Annotated in this window: 23 protein-coding genes; 8 read left to right on the top strand and 15 right to left on the bottom strand. The window is 35.8% G+C overall.

Annotated elements, in window-relative coordinates:
- Positions 1 to 140 precede the first annotated feature (140 nt).
- Together ACZ5ZV_RS21260 and ACZ5ZV_RS21255 are read left to right on the top strand one after the other, a co-directional pair.
- On the top strand, positions 141 to 452 hold the full coding sequence (locus tag ACZ5ZV_RS21260; RefSeq protein ID WP_464117936.1) for a helix-turn-helix domain-containing protein: 312 nt from the start codon (positions 141 to 143) through the stop codon (positions 450 to 452).
- Between the two features lie 56 nt (positions 453 to 508).
- On the top strand, positions 509 to 1,477 hold the full coding sequence (locus ACZ5ZV_RS21255) for a transposase (protein WP_464117937.1): 969 nt from the start codon (positions 509 to 511) through the stop codon (positions 1,475 to 1,477).
- A gap of 133 nt (positions 1,478 to 1,610) precedes the next feature.
- Here ACZ5ZV_RS21255 and ACZ5ZV_RS21250 read toward each other — a convergent pair whose 3' ends face one another.
- The 3 genes from ACZ5ZV_RS21250 to ACZ5ZV_RS21240 are packed head-to-tail and all read right to left on the bottom strand — an operon-like array spanning position 1,611 to position 2,661.
- Positions 1,611 to 1,853 (bottom strand): hypothetical protein, encoded by a 243-nt coding sequence (locus tag ACZ5ZV_RS21250; protein WP_464121580.1) that lies wholly within the window; start codon positions 1,851 to 1,853, stop codon positions 1,611 to 1,613.
- Positions 1,854 to 2,099: a hypothetical protein gene (locus ACZ5ZV_RS21245; protein WP_464121578.1), complete on the bottom strand. Its 246-nt coding sequence runs from the start codon at positions 2,097 to 2,099 to the stop codon at positions 1,854 to 1,856. It abuts the gene before it with no gap.
- Positions 2,100 to 2,118: 19 nt separating this feature from the next.
- On the bottom strand, positions 2,119 to 2,661 hold the full coding sequence (locus tag ACZ5ZV_RS21240; protein WP_464121576.1) for a hypothetical protein: 543 nt from the start codon (positions 2,659 to 2,661) through the stop codon (positions 2,119 to 2,121).
- Positions 2,662 to 3,231: 570 nt separating this feature from the next.
- Between ACZ5ZV_RS21240 and ACZ5ZV_RS21235 the strand changes: the two genes are divergently transcribed.
- Positions 3,232 to 3,420: a hypothetical protein gene (locus ACZ5ZV_RS21235; RefSeq protein ID WP_464121574.1), complete on the top strand. Its 189-nt coding sequence runs from the start codon at positions 3,232 to 3,234 to the stop codon at positions 3,418 to 3,420.
- A gap of 155 nt (positions 3,421 to 3,575) precedes the next feature.
- Here ACZ5ZV_RS21235 and ACZ5ZV_RS21230 read toward each other — a convergent pair whose 3' ends face one another.
- From ACZ5ZV_RS21230 to ACZ5ZV_RS21200, 7 genes are all read right to left on the bottom strand, one after another.
- Positions 3,576 to 4,334: a hypothetical protein gene (locus tag ACZ5ZV_RS21230; protein WP_464121573.1), complete on the bottom strand. Its 759-nt coding sequence runs from the start codon at positions 4,332 to 4,334 to the stop codon at positions 3,576 to 3,578.
- 1 nt (position 4,335) lies between these two features.
- Positions 4,336 to 4,548 carry a hypothetical protein gene (locus tag ACZ5ZV_RS21225; protein WP_464121571.1) on the bottom strand — a complete coding sequence of 71 codons (213 nt, stop codon included), beginning with the start codon at positions 4,546 to 4,548 and terminating at the stop codon, positions 4,336 to 4,338.
- Positions 4,545 to 5,312: a hypothetical protein gene (locus tag ACZ5ZV_RS21220; RefSeq protein ID WP_464121569.1), complete on the bottom strand. Its 768-nt coding sequence runs from the start codon at positions 5,310 to 5,312 to the stop codon at positions 4,545 to 4,547. Before ACZ5ZV_RS21220 ends, ACZ5ZV_RS21225 begins: the two co-directional genes overlap by 4 nt.
- A complete protein-coding gene (locus tag ACZ5ZV_RS21215) occupies positions 5,309 to 6,583 on the bottom strand; it encodes a hypothetical protein (protein ID WP_464121568.1) in 1,275 nt (424 codons plus the stop codon). Before ACZ5ZV_RS21215 ends, ACZ5ZV_RS21220 begins: the two co-directional genes overlap by 4 nt.
- Before the next feature lie 8 nt (positions 6,584 to 6,591).
- A complete protein-coding gene (locus ACZ5ZV_RS21210; RefSeq protein WP_464121566.1) occupies positions 6,592 to 6,822 on the bottom strand; it encodes a hypothetical protein in 231 nt (76 codons plus the stop codon).
- Between the two features lie 353 nt (positions 6,823 to 7,175).
- Positions 7,176 to 8,393: a hypothetical protein gene (locus ACZ5ZV_RS21205; protein ID WP_464121597.1), complete on the bottom strand. Its 1,218-nt coding sequence runs from the start codon at positions 8,391 to 8,393 to the stop codon at positions 7,176 to 7,178.
- Positions 8,393 to 9,436, bottom strand: a complete 1,044-nt coding sequence (locus tag ACZ5ZV_RS21200) for a ParA family protein (protein ID WP_464121596.1) — start codon at positions 9,434 to 9,436, stop codon at positions 8,393 to 8,395. The genes ACZ5ZV_RS21205 and ACZ5ZV_RS21200 overlap by 1 nt, the downstream gene beginning before the upstream one ends.
- Before the next feature lie 136 nt (positions 9,437 to 9,572).
- Here ACZ5ZV_RS21200 and ACZ5ZV_RS21195 point away from each other — a divergent pair, with 136 nt between their 5' ends.
- From ACZ5ZV_RS21195 to ACZ5ZV_RS21185, 3 genes are read left to right on the top strand one after another with little or no spacing between them, the layout of a single operon-like run.
- Positions 9,573 to 9,908 (top strand): type II toxin-antitoxin system RelE/ParE family toxin, encoded by a 336-nt coding sequence (locus ACZ5ZV_RS21195; RefSeq protein ID WP_464121594.1) that lies wholly within the window; start codon positions 9,573 to 9,575, stop codon positions 9,906 to 9,908.
- On the top strand, positions 9,901 to 10,230 hold the full coding sequence (locus ACZ5ZV_RS21190; protein ID WP_464121592.1) for an addiction module antidote protein: 330 nt from the start codon (positions 9,901 to 9,903) through the stop codon (positions 10,228 to 10,230). Before ACZ5ZV_RS21195 ends, ACZ5ZV_RS21190 begins: the two co-directional genes overlap by 8 nt.
- A 15-nt stretch (positions 10,231 to 10,245) precedes the next feature.
- Positions 10,246 to 10,974: a TSUP family transporter gene (locus ACZ5ZV_RS21185; RefSeq protein ID WP_464121591.1), complete on the top strand. Its 729-nt coding sequence runs from the start codon at positions 10,246 to 10,248 to the stop codon at positions 10,972 to 10,974.
- Between the two features lies 1 nt (position 10,975).
- Here the strand turns inward: ACZ5ZV_RS21185 and ACZ5ZV_RS21180 are convergent, their stop codons facing one another.
- The gene (locus ACZ5ZV_RS21180; protein ID WP_464121590.1) at positions 10,976 to 11,329 is read right to left on the bottom strand and encodes a response regulator; all 354 of its coding nucleotides are present in this window, start codon (positions 11,327 to 11,329) and stop codon (positions 10,976 to 10,978) included.
- 153 nt (positions 11,330 to 11,482) lie between these two features.
- Here ACZ5ZV_RS21180 and ACZ5ZV_RS21175 point away from each other — a divergent pair, with 153 nt between their 5' ends.
- Positions 11,483 to 11,734 carry a helix-turn-helix domain-containing protein gene (locus ACZ5ZV_RS21175; protein ID WP_464121589.1) on the top strand — a complete coding sequence of 84 codons (252 nt, stop codon included), beginning with the start codon at positions 11,483 to 11,485 and terminating at the stop codon, positions 11,732 to 11,734.
- Between the two features lie 10 nt (positions 11,735 to 11,744).
- The gene (locus tag ACZ5ZV_RS21170) at positions 11,745 to 12,014 is read left to right on the top strand and encodes a hypothetical protein (protein ID WP_464121588.1); all 270 of its coding nucleotides are present in this window, start codon (positions 11,745 to 11,747) and stop codon (positions 12,012 to 12,014) included.
- A gap of 9 nt (positions 12,015 to 12,023) precedes the next feature.
- On the opposite strand, the gene ACZ5ZV_RS21165 is transcribed toward ACZ5ZV_RS21170, so the two are convergent.
- The 4 genes from ACZ5ZV_RS21165 to ACZ5ZV_RS21150 form a co-directional block, all read right to left on the bottom strand.
- Positions 12,024 to 12,404 (bottom strand): fluoride efflux transporter FluC, encoded by a 381-nt coding sequence (locus ACZ5ZV_RS21165; protein WP_464121587.1) that lies wholly within the window; start codon positions 12,402 to 12,404, stop codon positions 12,024 to 12,026.
- 8 nt (positions 12,405 to 12,412) lie between these two features.
- On the bottom strand, positions 12,413 to 12,640 hold the full coding sequence (locus tag ACZ5ZV_RS21160; RefSeq protein ID WP_464121586.1) for a CopG family antitoxin: 228 nt from the start codon (positions 12,638 to 12,640) through the stop codon (positions 12,413 to 12,415).
- A gap of 54 nt (positions 12,641 to 12,694) precedes the next feature.
- The gene (nhaA, locus tag ACZ5ZV_RS21155) at positions 12,695 to 13,882 is read right to left on the bottom strand and encodes a Na+/H+ antiporter NhaA (protein WP_464121584.1); all 1,188 of its coding nucleotides are present in this window, start codon (positions 13,880 to 13,882) and stop codon (positions 12,695 to 12,697) included.
- A gap of 123 nt (positions 13,883 to 14,005) precedes the next feature.
- The gene (locus tag ACZ5ZV_RS21150; protein ID WP_464121582.1) at positions 14,006 to 15,373 is read right to left on the bottom strand and encodes a DNA N-6-adenine-methyltransferase; all 1,368 of its coding nucleotides are present in this window, start codon (positions 15,371 to 15,373) and stop codon (positions 14,006 to 14,008) included.
- Positions 15,374 to 15,391: the final 18 nt, after the last annotated feature.

Below are 15,391 nucleotides of genomic sequence, written 5' to 3'. Positions count from 1 at the left end.
TGTGCTGTCCGAGCTCGTTCGACACAGTCAAAAGGGCAATTTAAGTCAAAAAAATGTGTCGATTTCAGCGTAAATAGCTGAAATCTGGAAGGTGACCCCTGTTCTCAAAGGAGAGCAAACCATGATAAAAGGGAGTCACAATGAGTCAGATCAAAGAAAAGAAAAAGCGCGCAAGAAGATCGCCAGAAAAAATGGCGGAACTGGTTTTGGAAGCAGAACGAGTCGGACAAGGCGTCGTGTGTCGGCGAGAAAATATAGCACCGGCGCAGATGTCTCGATGGAAGCAAAAGTTTCTACAGGCCGGTATTGCGGGTCTCAAAGACCTAAAGCGCGGTCCAAAACAAAAAGCAGATCCAGTAGTGGAAAAGCTTCAAGCCGAAACCGAACGCCTCAAGGAAGCCCTTCTAGAGACAGCCATAGAGTTGCAGGCCTTAAAAAAAAGCGGCTATTAGGACTAGAGGGCCCCCTTTACAATCGCCACCTGACCAAGGCGCACCGCGAGGCTCTGGTGGAGTTTATCGATAAGGCTCGCAAGAGCGAGTCGCTCCTTGCTGTTTGCAAATACCTGCAACTAAATCCAAGAGCCTATTACCGTTGGAAACAAGATCCCGCCAAAGAAAATCATGGCGGGGGCGGTGGCAAAAATAAGATCACACCTCTTGAAGAAAAGCGAGTGATTGCTCTCGCGAAGAGGCGCCCCGATTGGCATTGCCGACGAATCGCTTATTATCTTGAAAAAACCGCGAAGGCTTTCGTCGGAAAAACCAAAGTAGCGGAGATCATGAAGTCACACGGGTTAAATCACCCCTTTGTACCAGAAAAGCCAAGGCCAGTAGTACCACCAGCAGATATGCTTTTGCACGAGCCCTGGCAGAAGAATTTACTGTGGGGTATGGATTGGACCTGGGTAACTGTGAAGGGGAAATTTATGTTTTGTCTGGTTCTTCTAGACTGGTATTCAAGAAAGATTTTATCTTGGGGTCTTTACCATCAGATCACCCAGATCCAAGTTGTTACTGTCGTCACCGAAGCCGTTGCCATCGAGAAAATTGACTTACTTCCGAGTGGTCACCTCAAGCCCTTTGTTGTCGCAGACCATGGCAGTGCCAATATTGCAGCCTATACAAAAACTAACATCGAGGTCCAAGGATTGAAGTTGTGGCTAAGCGGCATCGGTAGACCCACTGGCAACGCCAGAACTGAAAGAGTGATTGGAACATTGAAGCGCGAAGAAATAAATCTTCAAGAGCAGTATGCTGATGAAACGGAAGCAAGAGATCTTATCGGCAAAGCCATTAACGATTATAACTTCAACCGACCAAACCAAGGGAACGGAGGCTTTGCTCCAAATTCAGTTCATCATCAAGGACGGTATGAACTATTGAAGCGCAGAGAAAGAGCTAGACATAAAGCTCAAGAACTGAGAAGAAAACACTGGGAACAGGCAATGACATCTTCAACAGAGTCTTTGACTTAAATTCTCCTCTCGAGACTGTGTCACCCCTGCTCGGACAGAACAATACTAAAAATCGTCTGCCAATAAGGTTGTTTAAATCTATATTTAATAAAGGATTTTTAGTGGTCAAATTGGGGCTATTCAAGACTATGGTCTAGAGCTTCTTTTGGTTAATAATTTCTAAAATCTCTTGGGTCAATGTTAAGCACAGATTTGATAATCCTCCAAAAATATCGGGATTTACTGGACAGTCATTTCTATGTTCATAGACTAAATCAATTTCAATATCTATTTGTCTTAGCATTTCTCTTTTTTCTGCAATGCTTTGAATATCTTTTGTCCTTATTTTTCTCCAATTAGCCAACTTATTTTCTATTCTTTGTTCCAACCAATTCATTTAAACCTTCTTTTTTCTGGCTTGTCTTTTTTTTCTCATTTTTTGGTTAGACTTTACTCCTGCCTTAATCAAGGAAATCCATTTTTTAAAATTAGCTTGATCGCCTTCATACAAAATACAACCTAGAGTAAAAAAAGAAACCTCAATAGCATTTGTTAAGCCAACTTTTTTTCCCATTTTTTTTATTTCAATACCTATTTGATGTCTCACATAATCAAATGGAACTAACTCTTCTTTCTTTTTCATAAATACCTACCTTTTTTATTTATAAATTAACCCACTCATCGCCATATCGCAAAGTTAATCTATCTAGGGCTTTGCGGATAATACGGTTGGCATAAGGAATTAAATATCCATAAAACCTTGAAGCCACATTAAGGTCATTATTCATCATATACTCAAAACCAGTTTCTTTAATGGCTATTAAAATGTTTTGTGAATAAGGCACTTTGTCGTATTTAATAAACCAACCGTTTTTTTCTCTAACCAAAAAAATATCCATTTTTATTATCTCTTTTGTTTCTTTAATAAAGATTGGATAATTTTGCTCTAAAGTCATAATGCCTTCATCCACATCACTTATTCTTTTAACAACTAAAGAATTGGGAAACATTTTTTTAATGCCTAATTCTCTTTCATAATCTTCTTGAAAAAGAGACCCCTTAAACTCATAGGTTCTTAAAAACTCTTTAATTTCACTTCTCATACTATCCAACTCACTTGGTAAATAATGTGAATGAAGATGGCTCACTGGTGTGCCTTTTTTCTTTAAAAACCGCTCTTGTTTCCGTCTTTCCGCTCTACCCATAAAATTATCGTTCCTTTCTTTTGTTATTTGTTGCTAAATAAATTACTCCTACAATCAATACCGCTTCTAAAATCTTTCCTAAAAAATATGTTTCCATTTTGCTCTTTCCTTTCTTGTCTTTATTTTATCAAAAAAAATATTTTTAGCTCGCAAACAGCCCAAAAAATTGAACTAAAAATTGAGTGAATTACTCAACAATTTAAGCTCTCAAAATCTATAAGCTATTTGCCTTTGAAATCTTGAGCAAAACACTCAAGTATTTCTCTTTTTTCTTCTTAATATTGAAATACCGCTTTGATTTTGAAAAAGTTGAAATTTAGAAATTTATTTTTAATGCTTTTTTCTATCTACACTTGCCTAGAAGTAATCGCTACAAACCCAAAAGAATAATGGTTGTTCGTTAATTCAAATTCGTTCCAACTTTGTTGGCACTATGAATTTGACCACTCCAAGTCTTATGTTTCGTTTTTATTTTTGGGTTTTTCGCTTGTTGGCTTAGTTGTTTTTATTTTCAAGTTTTTTGAAAAACAAAAAAACAACCGCCAAAGATTTTTGGCAAGGAGATATAAAATGAAAAAAATAAACAAAGAAATTTCTCAAGAATTTCTACTGACTTTTATCAAGGCTCACAAAGTGAAAGCTTCAAAGCCTAACAAAAAAGGAAATAGAAACTTACTTGTGTTCTTAAACAATCAAACTGCAATTTCACTTAGTGAAAACTTCATTAAAGCTGTTTTTGCAAATAAAAAGCCCCAGTAATGGGGCTTTCCTTTTAACCTTGGAGTGTTTTATGTCTTTAAGAAAAATTAGTGTCCTGAAAATTAAAAAGCTCTTTTACTTTCGCCACAGAAAAACTGTGGTTATTCAAACAGACAGTGGCTTACCTTTATGCCTCACTGTTGATGAATTAAAATCTATTCTTTTGGCTCTGGATAAATAATAAGTATTTCACTCTCCAGTAGCCCTAGATTTTTTAAAAGGTATTCTTTCTCTTTAATTAACTCTTGGACTTTGTGGGTTGGATATTTACAAAAGACTTCAACCATATTTTGAGTGATCATATCTTGCTCTTTTTCGGTTAAATAGTGCTTCTGGTCTTCTGTGAGTTTAAAAATCAAAGACCCCATCTCGCTAGCCTTCATTGAAAACCTCTTATGGGTCTTTAAGTTCCTAGCAAAGCACATCATATTATGGGGGCTAGAGAAAATAATCTCGGCTAGTTCCTGCTCATTAACTTCAAAGGCATTGTAAAACACTTTTCCTTCTTGGTAGAAAACTACATCGCAATGCCCATCGCCTTTCGTATCGCTTGCAACTAGACCAACAAAATTATTCATTAGTAAAAATAAAATGGTCTCGTATTTAACTGTATCTGCCCTATAAATGTATCTTTCAAGCTCTGTGTGCTGGCTTAAATACTCGTCAATGACTTCAAAACACTTTCTAGCACTCACTCCACCATTTAGGTCTTTCCCAAATTCAAGCTCATAAAAAAGAGCCATTTCTGCTATATTTGAAAACTTGTCTGGGTCAAAAGTCCCAAGCAGTTGAGTAAAGTTAATTAGGCTTGTTGTGGCACAACCAAGTCTTTCTTCACTGTCGCTCTTTAAAATATCCACCACTGGAAATTTTGAAGTGTTTAAATCTTTAAGAAGAACAATCTTTTTTTCCATATTAGGCTGTCCCCTCTTTAAAAAATGTTGGAGCAAAAAAAGGTTTAAGCTCGTCTTTGGTTGCCTGTGGAATAGCTTTTATTTTTTCAATTGCTAAAGAGCTGTCTTTTTTTAACTGTTCTACCAATTCTTTGGTTTCAAGTTTTACTTCCCTAGTCCCCTGCTTTGGGGCTTCTGGTATTGCAATTAACTTTTCAATATCTGTTAGTCTCATTTGTAATCCTCCTCATTTTTAATTAAATGGAGAATTTTTCGCTTAAACTTGACCCTAGATAAGATTTCTTTTTTGACCTCCTCTTTGACTTTATTAAAATCAATTTTATCTTCCCAGATACTGGGTATTCTCTTTGTGATAATCTGGGTCTTGCTGTTTTTCTTTAAAAAATCAAAAAACCTTAATTCAAAGTGATAAATGGGCTTACTGCCATACTTTGAATTGTAGTGGTTGTAATACTCTGGGTGTGCTTTTTTGATTTTCTTTAATTGCTTCTGCTTATCGTAGGAAACAATCCCATAAACAGAGCTAAAAGCTGAAAACCAATAAATTTCGTTTTTGTTTTTCTTAGGTAGAGTGTCTGTTCTCTTAAAATCACTTTTATCAAGTTCTTTAAAAATTGGCTCGTCTAACAAATACAAAAAATCAATTCTGGTAAAATGGTAGGTGTAGCCCTTACTTTTTAATAACTCTAAAATTTGGTTTATTTTCTCTTCGTAGTTGGGAAACTTGATAAAAAAAGAAGCCTTGAACTGGGGTATGAGTTTGTCTTCCTCGTTTGCAAAATAAATCAAGCCACCTTCTAGTCCAAAATCCCCTTCTTTTCGCTCGCTCTTTCGCTTTACTCCCAGAAGTTCGGCTATTTCATAGCCCAAAGCACATTTAACAAAAAGCTGACCACCTTCTTTTAAGTTTATAGTTTGCTCTCGCTTTCGCTGAATAACCATTGTGAGCATATCAACTCTGGTTTCTAGGATTTTCATTTTTTATCCCCTTCAAGAGATAAAAATGGAGTTTTCAAAACACCTACCTCTCCATTGGTGGCATAGACAAACATTCCTTCGCCTAATTTTTGCTCGGTTAATTCGGCTGGTATTCCATATAAAGAAAATACTTGCTTGATTATGCCTCTGCCTAAAAGAACATTTCCCCTCAAGTTGGCAAAACTAATCCCTTCAAGATCGCTCGCATTGGCACTTTGTGAAAGAATAAAAATATAAGTCCCAGTTTCCCTTAAAATTCTAAAACACCTATCAACACTAAAACAAAGTTTTCTTTTCTCTTCGTTGATAGAGTGGAGTTCAATTTCTTCTGGAGAGCTGTCTTTAGTGATTTTAATTTTTAATTGCTCGCCCAGATATTCTGGGGACTCGTCCATAAGGATTACGAGTGGAGCTACTTTGTCTGGGTGTTCAATATCAAACCAGTGTCTTACAACTAGACCTTCTTGCTTAATTGTTTCAAAAAACTTTCCACACCGATCTAAATGATTTTTTAAAAGCTCGTTAAGTGCTTTTATTTCTTCTAAATTGTTTGCATTAAAAGTTAGAACTTCGCCTGTCTTTAAAAATTTTTGAGTGAGTGGAACAAACTCACTTTGCTTTTGGCTAGAGACCATTACAAGTTTTGGCTGTGGCAAATTGTTTTTTGTAAAACTGCTGATAAGAGAAATTATAAAACTTGAACCCGCTACTGATTTCCCAGACCCTTGCCCTCCTACTATGAAAATAAAGGGACTTTTTCTAGAGTTAATTAAATTTTTCCCTGTTGGGTCTTGCCCCTTCCAGTAGGAGCCTACTTCTAGCTTTTCTTTAAAATGTTCTTTAGTGATTACTTTTTTAAAATGCTCAAAGATAAAAATGATTTTTTCTTTATGTTTAAATAAACCATAGTTTCTAAATTCTACTGCTATGACTTTTCTTTTAAAAATCCTCTCTATCGTAGGAATGTGATTTGAGATATTCTGGGCATTTAAGTTGGGATTAAATTTTAAAATCTCAATATGATTTTTTCGTCTTTTGATTTTAATGCTTCTTTTAGCTAATTTTCTTTTTAAATACTTATCCTTTGTGTTTTCTACCCACTCGTATTCTTCAAAAGCTAAATCTGTGGCAAGCAAAGCTGGTTTTTTTAGATAAATTATGTCGTAAAGCTTTTTTCCAACATAAATAAAAACAGGAAGGGTAAGGACTACCCCTCCTGCCAGAGCTTCTGGAAATCCTATTTGCTGACTTGCTAAAATAAGACTTTTCATAAAGAAAGTTATTTTGCTGTCCCAAGGATTTTAAAGCCCTTAATTCTTTTCCCCTTCTCGTCTGTAAAATCGTAGTGGCTTACTTCAAAGAGCTGGCTTTTATTTAGCTCTGGTTTTACCAAACTATTTACAGTGAGACTTTCAATAATCTCTAAAACCACTCTATAAGTGATTGCTCCTGTTTCTGGGTCTTTCTTTTCCTCTACCTTTGTTGCTTTTGCCTCTATGAATTGCTTCATAATTCTTTCTCCGTGCTCTTTTTAAGAGCTGTTTTTAGTTAAGTTGCTCCAGAGCCAATCCCTGTCGCTGGAAACTAAATGGAGAAATTTTTAAGTAGTTTGAAAAAAATTTTTGGGCGGTTTTATGGGGGCTTGTTTTAATGAATTATTGATTGTTTAAACTTCAACCCTAAAGGGGGTATTACAATACCCCCTTTAGGGTTCTATTTTGAAATCCAATAGAAACTGGTAAGACCAGAACTTTGAAGCCCTTTTATTATCACACAGTCGTCTCACTGCTCGCTTTTAACTGGTGGGTCTATGGGTAATGGTGGATAAAAGCCAAAGTCTCTTAAAAAGGATTTTAGAGAGTTTTATGGATTTTCGTTTTGACTATGTGTGTTAATTTTCTCTTTGAATTTCCCAAATGCAATCTCGTCCAAAATCTTTGAATTGGATTTAGCTAAAAAGCTGTTTCCTGCTTTTACTTCGTCCAAGAAATTTGGATTTTTCAATTTATACTCTTCAAACTCTTCTCGTAGTTTTAACTCTGCAAGCTCTGCCCTGTCGCTCTGGATTTGCTTAATCCTAGCAATCTCTGCTTGCATTGCTTTCGCCTCGTCTTGAGCAAAATGAGAGCTTATGTAAGGGGTTTTGTTTCTTAGGACACCCATAAAAAACTGGGCTGATTTGAGCTTTACTTGGTTTTTTACAAGATCAAAGCTGTAATGCTTTAAAGAACTATCCACCTCGTCCCTACTTAAAAAATTATCTCTTACAATCGCTTGAAGTGATTTTTGGGAAATACCTAAGGCTGATATGTTTTCGGGTATTTCAAAGTCGGGTTCGGTTGGCTCGTTATTGTTATTATTCTTTATAGAAGAAGAATTTAAATTATTACTATAAGGCTCATTTCCTGTCCAATGGACTGGCTTATCAAAAGGAGAATGACTGGCTAATGACTGGCTAATAGAGTTAAACTCCCTTACTTCTTTAAATGTTTTTTCTGCTAAACTAAAAATTCTCCAAGAGGCATTTCCTCTCGCTGATTTTTTTACTATTAAAACTTTTTTTCCAACAAGCCTTTCAATTAAATTACTGATTGCCTTGGTCTTTTTGCTAAAAGACTTTTTTAAATCGTCTGTTGTTATTGGCAATGTTTCTCGGCTTGCTTGAAATTCCAAATGTCTAAAAATGACTAAAATAAACTGCTTTTCGTCCCCTACCAACTCGTTAAAATTAACTGGCTTATTACTGTCTAATGGCTGGCTAATAACTGGCTTATCAAAAGGAGAATTACTGGCTAATGAGATTTTTTCCTGTCTATCTGCTGGCTTATTACTGTCTAATGGCTGGCTAATAACTGGCTTATCAAAAGGAGAATTACTGGCTAATGAGATTTTTTCCTGTCTATCTGCTGGCTTATTACTGTCTAATGGCTGGCTAATGGGATTTGTTTTTTCTGGGGCTTCTTGGTCTTCGTCCCAAAAATATCTTCTACCAAGAGCAGAAGGGGAGCTTGAAGGCTTTGCCTTCTTCTCCTCTTTCTTAATCTCTAGACCTTTTTGCTTAACAATGTCCTCTAGCTTCATTACCCATTAGCTCCCTGTTTTTCATACCCAAGAACTTCAAGGAGTAGGTCGTTGTAATCGCTTCCAACAGAAGTGAGTTTGTCGTGAAATACAGACTTGTTCGCATAGCTGGTCTTTGGAATTTCGGCACTGGTTCTTATAATTGTGTCTGCAACATAATCTTTCAAAACAGGGTCGCCAAATAAGCTCTTTAGAATTTCACTAGAGAGAGAAAGCCTCTTATCGTAGTTCGCTAAAAACACCTTCACTGTTGGCTTCTTATCAACTCCAAAGGTCTCAATAATCGTGTTGAGTTCGTCAAAAGCAATCTGGCAACCTTTTAATGAAGTGCTGTCGCTTCGTAGTGGAATACAAACCACTGGGTTATATTCCTCTGGGCTGTATTCGTTCATTAGTTGAGCCATAGCCAGAATAAATGACCCTGTGCTGGCTGATAGGGCTGGCATTGTATCAATGAAAATAGAAGGGTTTGTGTTCGGGAATTTTTTGTAAATGTCCTGAATAAGTCTTAATGCCTCGCCCTTAATTTTTTTTGGGCTTTGTAGGGATTTATCTAGGAACACATTGTTTAAATGGCTTGGAATAATCCAAGTGTTCTCGTTCTTATCAATAGGAATTAAAATGTCGTCTAGAGTTGCTTGCTCATTGAAATAATCAACTAAAACTCGTTGTTTGTCGGCACTTGGAATGCTACCAAGAGCTATATCGTCAAGGCTGGCTTGGGAATCGCTGGAGCAAAGTATAAGTGGATTTTGTTTTGAGCTAATTCTTAAAAAACCATTAAACAAAGACCAAATGGCTGAAGTCTTAGCTGATCCACCAACTATCGTATGGGCTAGGATTATATTTTTTCGGTAAAAATAATTATGCCCATTCTCTGTTAAAATCTTTGAAATTGTCTCCCTAGGAATGCCAACAGTTCGGTTCTTATCGCTCTTTAAAAGCTCGTCTGTCGTGTTTTTAAGCCTCTGGCTTACGGCTGGGGTGGAAACATCTAGTATCTGGCTTAATTCTTTGACTTTGAAAGCTATTGGCATTTCCATAATTTTTTCTCCAAGCTTAACTTTTAAAAATTAGAACCTCATTTTTGTTAAGTTTCAATAGCCAAATCATTTCGCTATGTTGCACTGCTTATATTTTTCTATTGCTTATTTTTATCCATTTGGATAGAATTCAAGGGTGGAAGTTAAGTCTCAAACCATCATTGATTACACAGACCATAATGGGAACACACCAATTCAAGAGTGGCTTAATGATTTAGACCCGATGACTGCTTCCAGAATAAGGGCAAGACTTCGTAGGGTTGAATTTGGAAACTTTGGAGATATGAAGCCTGTTGGCTCTGGAGTGAGTGAATTTAGGTTTAACTTCGGTAGTGGATACAGAGTTTATTTCGCTAGGCATGGGGAAAGCATAGTTTTGCTCCTCTGTGCTGGAGATAAAGGCTCTCAAACTAAAGACATTGAACTCGCTCAAAATTATTGGGCTGATTTCAAAAGGAGAAACAATGCTTAACATTAAAGCTGGAAAATCCCACAGAGAAGGATTGCTTGAGTGGCTTAAAAAGAAACCTGAACACCAACAGGAATATCTAAAAGCCTCTGTTGAAGAAAACTATGATATGCCAGAAGCCATTTTGTCTGCCATTAGAGATGTTGCTGAAGTTCGTGGTTATGAAAATTTAGCTAGAGAAGCTGGATTAAGCCAAAATGCTCTTTACAAAATCCTTGATGAGGATAAAGAAGCTAAACCCAGATTTGAAACCATAATCCAACTTCTTCAAGCTCTTGGACTTCGCTTTACAGTTGAACCAATCGGGAAAACTAGAGCTGGATAATGAACTACTAATTCTGTGATACAATCCCAAGAGCTATTATTCTTAATTTTTGGAACACTTATAGCAACTACTGTATCTGGTTTATCTGGGCTTGGTGGTGGGATAATACTGCTGGCATTTTTTGGAATGGTTTTGCCAGCCAATTTAATCATTCCGACACATTCTATTGTTCAATTTTTTAGCAACCTTGGCAGAGCCATATGGTCATACAAAGAAATAGATACTAAAATTGTATTAAAATATTCACTAGGTGCTTTGGTTGGAGCAATAGCAGGGTCGCTATTGCCTATTGCAGACCTCAATCAAAATATTTTTTCTATTATTATTGGGGCTTCCATTTTGGTCGCAATGTGGCTTCCACAAAATGCATTTGATTATTCCCCTTATATAAAATCTTATTTTTTAATAGGGGCAATATCTACCACCGTATCGCTATTCATAGGTATTACTGGTCCTCTAATTCATCCCTTTATCGCAAAAGAAAAGCACCTATCTAGATTTGGCTTCATTTCAACTGAAGCCACTTGTTCTGGAATTACTCATTTGACCAAAGTCATAGTTTATATAGATTGGGGAATTGCTTTTTACGATCAAAAGAAAACTATTGTGGCACTTTCTTTTGTGGCAATTGTGGGCTCATTTCTAGGTAAAAATCTCTTAAAAAAGATAACAGAGAACAAATTCCACACAATTGTTAAATTGATGGTTTCTATATTGGCTTTAAGAATGATTTTCAAAACATGACTCAAGCAACTTTTGGAGATACTTGGTCAATTATTGTTTTTAAATCAAAATTGGATTTTTCAAAATAACCACTAGCCCCATAGCTCAAAATCTCTCTTTCGGTGTATGGAGAAGATCCTGTAATTATAAAAATAGGTAAAGTTTTAAACTCTTCTCTAGCTTTCTTTAAAAAACTAACACCATCAAGAACTGGCATTTGAATATCACTAATCACTAAATCAATTTCTACTGTCTTTAAACTTAAAAGTGCTTGTTCGCCATTTTTTACTTCAATAACAGAACAACCTAGACCTATAAGCTGTTCTTTAAAAATTTCTCTTAAATCGTCATCGTCTTCTACCAAAAGAGTTCTCATATTTCTCCTATCGGCACTCTTTTCAAATAGTTGAGGGAACTGTGTTGTTTTACTTATTTGATACCCTACTTTTAGTGGGAGGCTACTAATAGCAGGGTAATATCCCACTATTAGTAGGTTAATATAGACACTCAAATAAACCTATTATAGGTTGTGGTTAATGATAAAAGGCTTTCAAAATTACCTGTAAAATATAGAGCTTTTGTGAAGAAGGAAATTCATAACCTCATTGATTACCTTCAAAGAAAAAGGCAAGAAAAGCAAATATCCCAAACTGATTTTGCTGAAGAAATAAATATTGCCTTCAAAACACTACAAGCCATTGAACAGGGGACGAGAAAGCCCAGTCTTGAAGTCCTTTTAGCTATGTGTAAAGCATTAGGGGTCAAGCTAGAACTTAAATAGGGCATTAACTTTGGGACAATTTGATACTGAGCTATTCAACAAGACAGTTGGAGATATTCTTTATAAAAATAGAGCGAGGCTTGGTCTGTCTGTTAATCAAGTATCAAAATACATTAAATGCCTGACTCCTTTTGAGCTTGGTCAAGTTGAAAAAGGGAAAACCTCTTTGCCATGCTATGCTCTTTATGAGCTTTTGAAATTTTATAAACCAACTGAACAAGAAATTTCCTTCTTCTGCTATCCTCAAAAGATCAAAGAGCAATTTACTCAAATCAATTAAACCATCTTCTTACAGAAAAAACCTGACTGAATAATACCCAATAAAGACATATAAAAGACCAGCCAGTGGAAGAATTATTAGGTTTATTAAAGCCTGACCAAGAAGCCCTTGCTGAATAAGTTGAAAACTTTGAAGAGAGTAAGCTGAATAGGTAGTAAAGCCACCACAAAAGCCAATTAATAAAATAGCTAGATTTTCTTGGCTAATCATATTTTTCTGTTCTGCTAATGCAAACAAAGCCCCAGCTAATAACGAGCCGACCATGTTTATAATCGCTGTCCCCAACCAATTTGCCAGAAAAAGCTTATCCAATGAAGCTGTTAAAAAATATCTAGAAATTACTCCTGCCACACCAGCTACTGACAGATAAAACAAAAATGATAAACTCATTATAGGCATTAAATTTTACTATCCCTTATATAGTTTTCTAAAATAAGCCTCACCAGCTTTTGGGTATTGAGGCTATGCCTTTTAGACTTTTTCTTTAACTCATTTAATAACTTTTCACTTAGTCTTACAGATAGAACCTTGTCTTTTTTCTCCCTAACTTCATATCTTACTGTTTGCTCGCCATTTTTAGATAATAACCCATTTAACTTATCTTTTTTACTTTGCATACTTCCCATACTAAACCCTTATAAAAGTAGTATTTTTGTAATACAACCTATCTGTTCAATCAACTACAACAGCATTTCGTCTTTTGAAAAGCTCTTTAATTTGAAAAACAAAGCAATCACACCTAAGACACCAGAAATTACAGAAGCTAAAATAATACCTATTTTTGCATAGGTTATATCACTGTTTGCTAGGGACAGGTTGCTGATAAATATAGACATTGTGAAGCCAATGCCAGCAAGACAAGACACCGCAAGTAGTCCAGTCCAATTTACCTTTTCTGGAAGGCTTGAAACTCCAAACTTCACAGCTAAGTAAGAAAAGCCAAAAATGCCGATTGGCTTTCCTAAAACTAAGCCAACTATGATCCCTAAAGAAATGTTGTTGTTAATAATTTGGGAAATATTTAACTCGCCCAAATTCACACCAGCATTAGATAAAGCAAAGACTGGCATAATAAAGTATCCAACAACTGGGTGTAAATAATGGATTAAATTATCAACAGGAGAAAAAGTTTCTCCAAGCTTATTTACTGGGAAGCTATATGGAGTTATCAAACCAAGAATTACACCTGCAATAGTGGCATGAACTCCAGAAATTAGAACTCCATACCAAGCGATCGCACCTATTATTAGATAAATAAGATAACTCTTAAGTTTAAAAAACTGACTAATTAAAACTGCTAAAATAGAAGCTCCAGCAATCAATAACCCAGCCGATCTAATTTCTTCTGTATAGAAGAAGGCAATTACTAATACAGCTCCAATGTCATCAACTATGGCTAATGCCAAAAGAAAGATCTTAAGATTTAATGGCACTCTTGAGCCAAACAATGATAAAACACCCAGTGCAAAGGCTATATCTGTTGCCATAGGTATTGCCCAACCATTTGCACCAGATCCATCTTTATTAAAAAACCAATAAAAAAGTGCTGGAACTATCATTCCACCTAAAGCACTTAATATTGGTAGAGTAGCTTTATTTAAAGTGCTTAATTCGCCTGCCACCATTTCCCTTTTGATTTCTAGACCAACCACAAAAAAGAACAAAGCCATTAAGGCATCATTTACCCAATGCAAAATAGATAAATTGAAGAATTTCGTTTCCAAAAAAGAAAAGTAGTCATTTGAAATAGAGCTATTTGCCATATACATCGCAATAACTGCACAAATCATTAAAACAATCCCAGAAGAGGACTCGGTTTTAATAAACCTTTCTAGAGGTTTGATAAAAAGGCTAATGACTGTTCGCATATGGTCTCCTGCGGAAACGACCCTATTTCCAAATACTATGCTATAAAATTAGCACACCCATAAATTGCTTTAAATTTTGTATTACAAAAGTAATCAAACTAACAGACATAGTCAAATCACATTTCATCGCACAATCCATCCCAAATCTGGAATTTCTCTTGGCTCTATATTGAAAAAAGCAAGCACACTTGAAAACTTTGCTGTTTCTTTCTGCTGGTGTTCGTTAAAAACAAGTCTTCCATTCAAAAATAAAAGCCACTGACTGCTTTTTTTTAGCTCTCTAAAGTAGGCGGTCTCTGTAAATGCTGGAAGGAGCATAATTACTTTTGCTCCATTGTTTGCTTCTAAAGTGGCTTTTTCAATCCACTCAAGCTTTTGACTATAAGGGGGATTGCACCAAGCAACAGACCCATTCCAGTCTTGTTCTAACCCATTTGTGGCTTTATCAAAAAATCTTTCACAAACTCGGTTTTTAAAACTCGCACACACATCAAGCTCAAACTTCCCAAACTCTTTCTCAAGTCTTGCAATTAAGGCTCTTGGAGAACTCCAGTCGTCCCTGTCCTCGCTTTGGTTATAATGTAAATCTAAAATGGGGTTGTCTTTTAAATCCATTTGCTGGTTATTTTTATAAATAAAGAGGGTGCTTATATCACTATGAAAGCTGACCCCTTCTTTGATTTTATCAAGGTTGTAGCCCTTTGAAATTAGCTTTGTTAAAAGACTTCGCCTAAAAGTATGTGAGCTGATTTGCTTCTTAATTCGGGCTTTTCTAGCCTTGACCCTGAGCATTTCATTGAAAGAACTCACACTTAAAGGTTTATTTGTTTGGTTTCGTCCTACAAACAAATACTCATCATCTTTCTTATTTTTTATGAGTTCTTTGAGCAAAACCTCGGCTGAACTTGGGACAGGCAAAAGCCTTTGCTTATTTCTTTTTATTTTAAGGCTTAAAATCATTCTATTTTCTAGGTATTGTATGTCTCCCTTTCTAAGATTTAAAATAGAGCTAATTCTTTGACCTGTGGAATATAAAACCACAAACAATGTCTTTAATGTCGCTTGTTTCTCTGTAAATGTGGCAAGTAGCCTTTCAATTTCCCTATCTGTTAAGTAATGCTTAATTTTTTTGGTGTCGCTTGGTGGTCTTTTAACTCTTGAGCAGGGATTTGCCTCTATGAGTTGGTCAAACACAAAGCTCTGGAGCATTGAGCTTAAAACACTTAAATGAAGGTTCTGGTATTTGTTGCTAAAACCTTTGGAACTTAAAAAATCCCTATAAATTAAAATCTGCTTCGTGGTTATTTGATTTGGTTCTTTGATTTTAAGACCTTGGGTCTCAAGAAAACCAAAAAAACTTTTTAAAATGGATTTGTAGGTTCGTCTGGAAGTTGGATTTTGGTTTAAGAGCCAATTTTCAAAAACGGATTTTGTGGATTTTTTAGATTTATAAACTGAAAGTTCATTTTTCGGTGGTCTAGTAAGTTCCATTTTTAAAGTGGATCATAC

This window comes from Bdellovibrio sp. HAGR004, from assembly GCF_055397015.1.
This window is presented reverse-complemented; position numbering and strand designations above follow the sequence as displayed.

Bases quoted from the DNA above. Each gene is read 5' to 3' on its own strand.
- ACZ5ZV_RS21225 (WP_464121571.1), bottom strand. From the start codon at position 4,548: ATGAGACTAACAGATATTGAAAAGTTAATTGCAATACCAGAAGCCCCA.
- ACZ5ZV_RS21160 (WP_464121586.1), bottom strand. From the start codon at position 12,640: ATGGGAAGTATGCAAAGTAAAAAAGATAAGTTAAATGGGTTATTATCT.
- ACZ5ZV_RS21180 (WP_464121590.1), bottom strand. From the start codon at position 11,329: ATGAGAACTCTTTTGGTAGAAGACGATGACGATTTAAGAGAAATTTTT.
- ACZ5ZV_RS21240 (WP_464121576.1), bottom strand. From the start codon at position 2,661: ATGGGTAGAGCGGAAAGACGGAAACAAGAGCGGTTTTTAAAGAAAAAA.
- ACZ5ZV_RS21230 (WP_464121573.1), bottom strand. From the start codon at position 4,334: ATGGAAAAAAAGATTGTTCTTCTTAAAGATTTAAACACTTCAAAATTT.
- ACZ5ZV_RS21150 (WP_464121582.1), bottom strand. From the start codon at position 15,373: ATGGAACTTACTAGACCACCGAAAAATGAACTTTCAGTTTATAAATCT.
- ACZ5ZV_RS21205 (WP_464121597.1), bottom strand. From the start codon at position 8,393: ATGAAGCTAGAGGACATTGTTAAGCAAAAAGGTCTAGAGATTAAGAAA.
- ACZ5ZV_RS21245 (WP_464121578.1), bottom strand. From the start codon at position 2,099: ATGAAAAAGAAAGAAGAGTTAGTTCCATTTGATTATGTGAGACATCAA.
- ACZ5ZV_RS21220 (WP_464121569.1), bottom strand. From the start codon at position 5,312: ATGAAAATCCTAGAAACCAGAGTTGATATGCTCACAATGGTTATTCAG.
- ACZ5ZV_RS21250 (WP_464121580.1), bottom strand. From the start codon at position 1,853: ATGAATTGGTTGGAACAAAGAATAGAAAATAAGTTGGCTAATTGGAGA.
- ACZ5ZV_RS21165 (WP_464121587.1), bottom strand. From the start codon at position 12,404: ATGAGTTTATCATTTTTGTTTTATCTGTCAGTAGCTGGTGTGGCAGGA.
- ACZ5ZV_RS21200 (WP_464121596.1), bottom strand. From the start codon at position 9,436: ATGGAAATGCCAATAGCTTTCAAAGTCAAAGAATTAAGCCAGATACTA.
- ACZ5ZV_RS21260 (WP_464117936.1), top strand. From the start codon at position 141: ATGAGTCAGATCAAAGAAAAGAAAAAGCGCGCAAGAAGATCGCCAGAA.
- ACZ5ZV_RS21235 (WP_464121574.1), top strand. From the start codon at position 3,232: ATGAAAAAAATAAACAAAGAAATTTCTCAAGAATTTCTACTGACTTTT.
- nhaA (WP_464121584.1), bottom strand. From the start codon at position 13,882: ATGCGAACAGTCATTAGCCTTTTTATCAAACCTCTAGAAAGGTTTATT.
- ACZ5ZV_RS21215 (WP_464121568.1), bottom strand. From the start codon at position 6,583: ATGAAAAGTCTTATTTTAGCAAGTCAGCAAATAGGATTTCCAGAAGCT.
- ACZ5ZV_RS21190 (WP_464121592.1), top strand. From the start codon at position 9,901: ATGCTTAACATTAAAGCTGGAAAATCCCACAGAGAAGGATTGCTTGAG.
- ACZ5ZV_RS21210 (WP_464121566.1), bottom strand. From the start codon at position 6,822: ATGAAGCAATTCATAGAGGCAAAAGCAACAAAGGTAGAGGAAAAGAAA.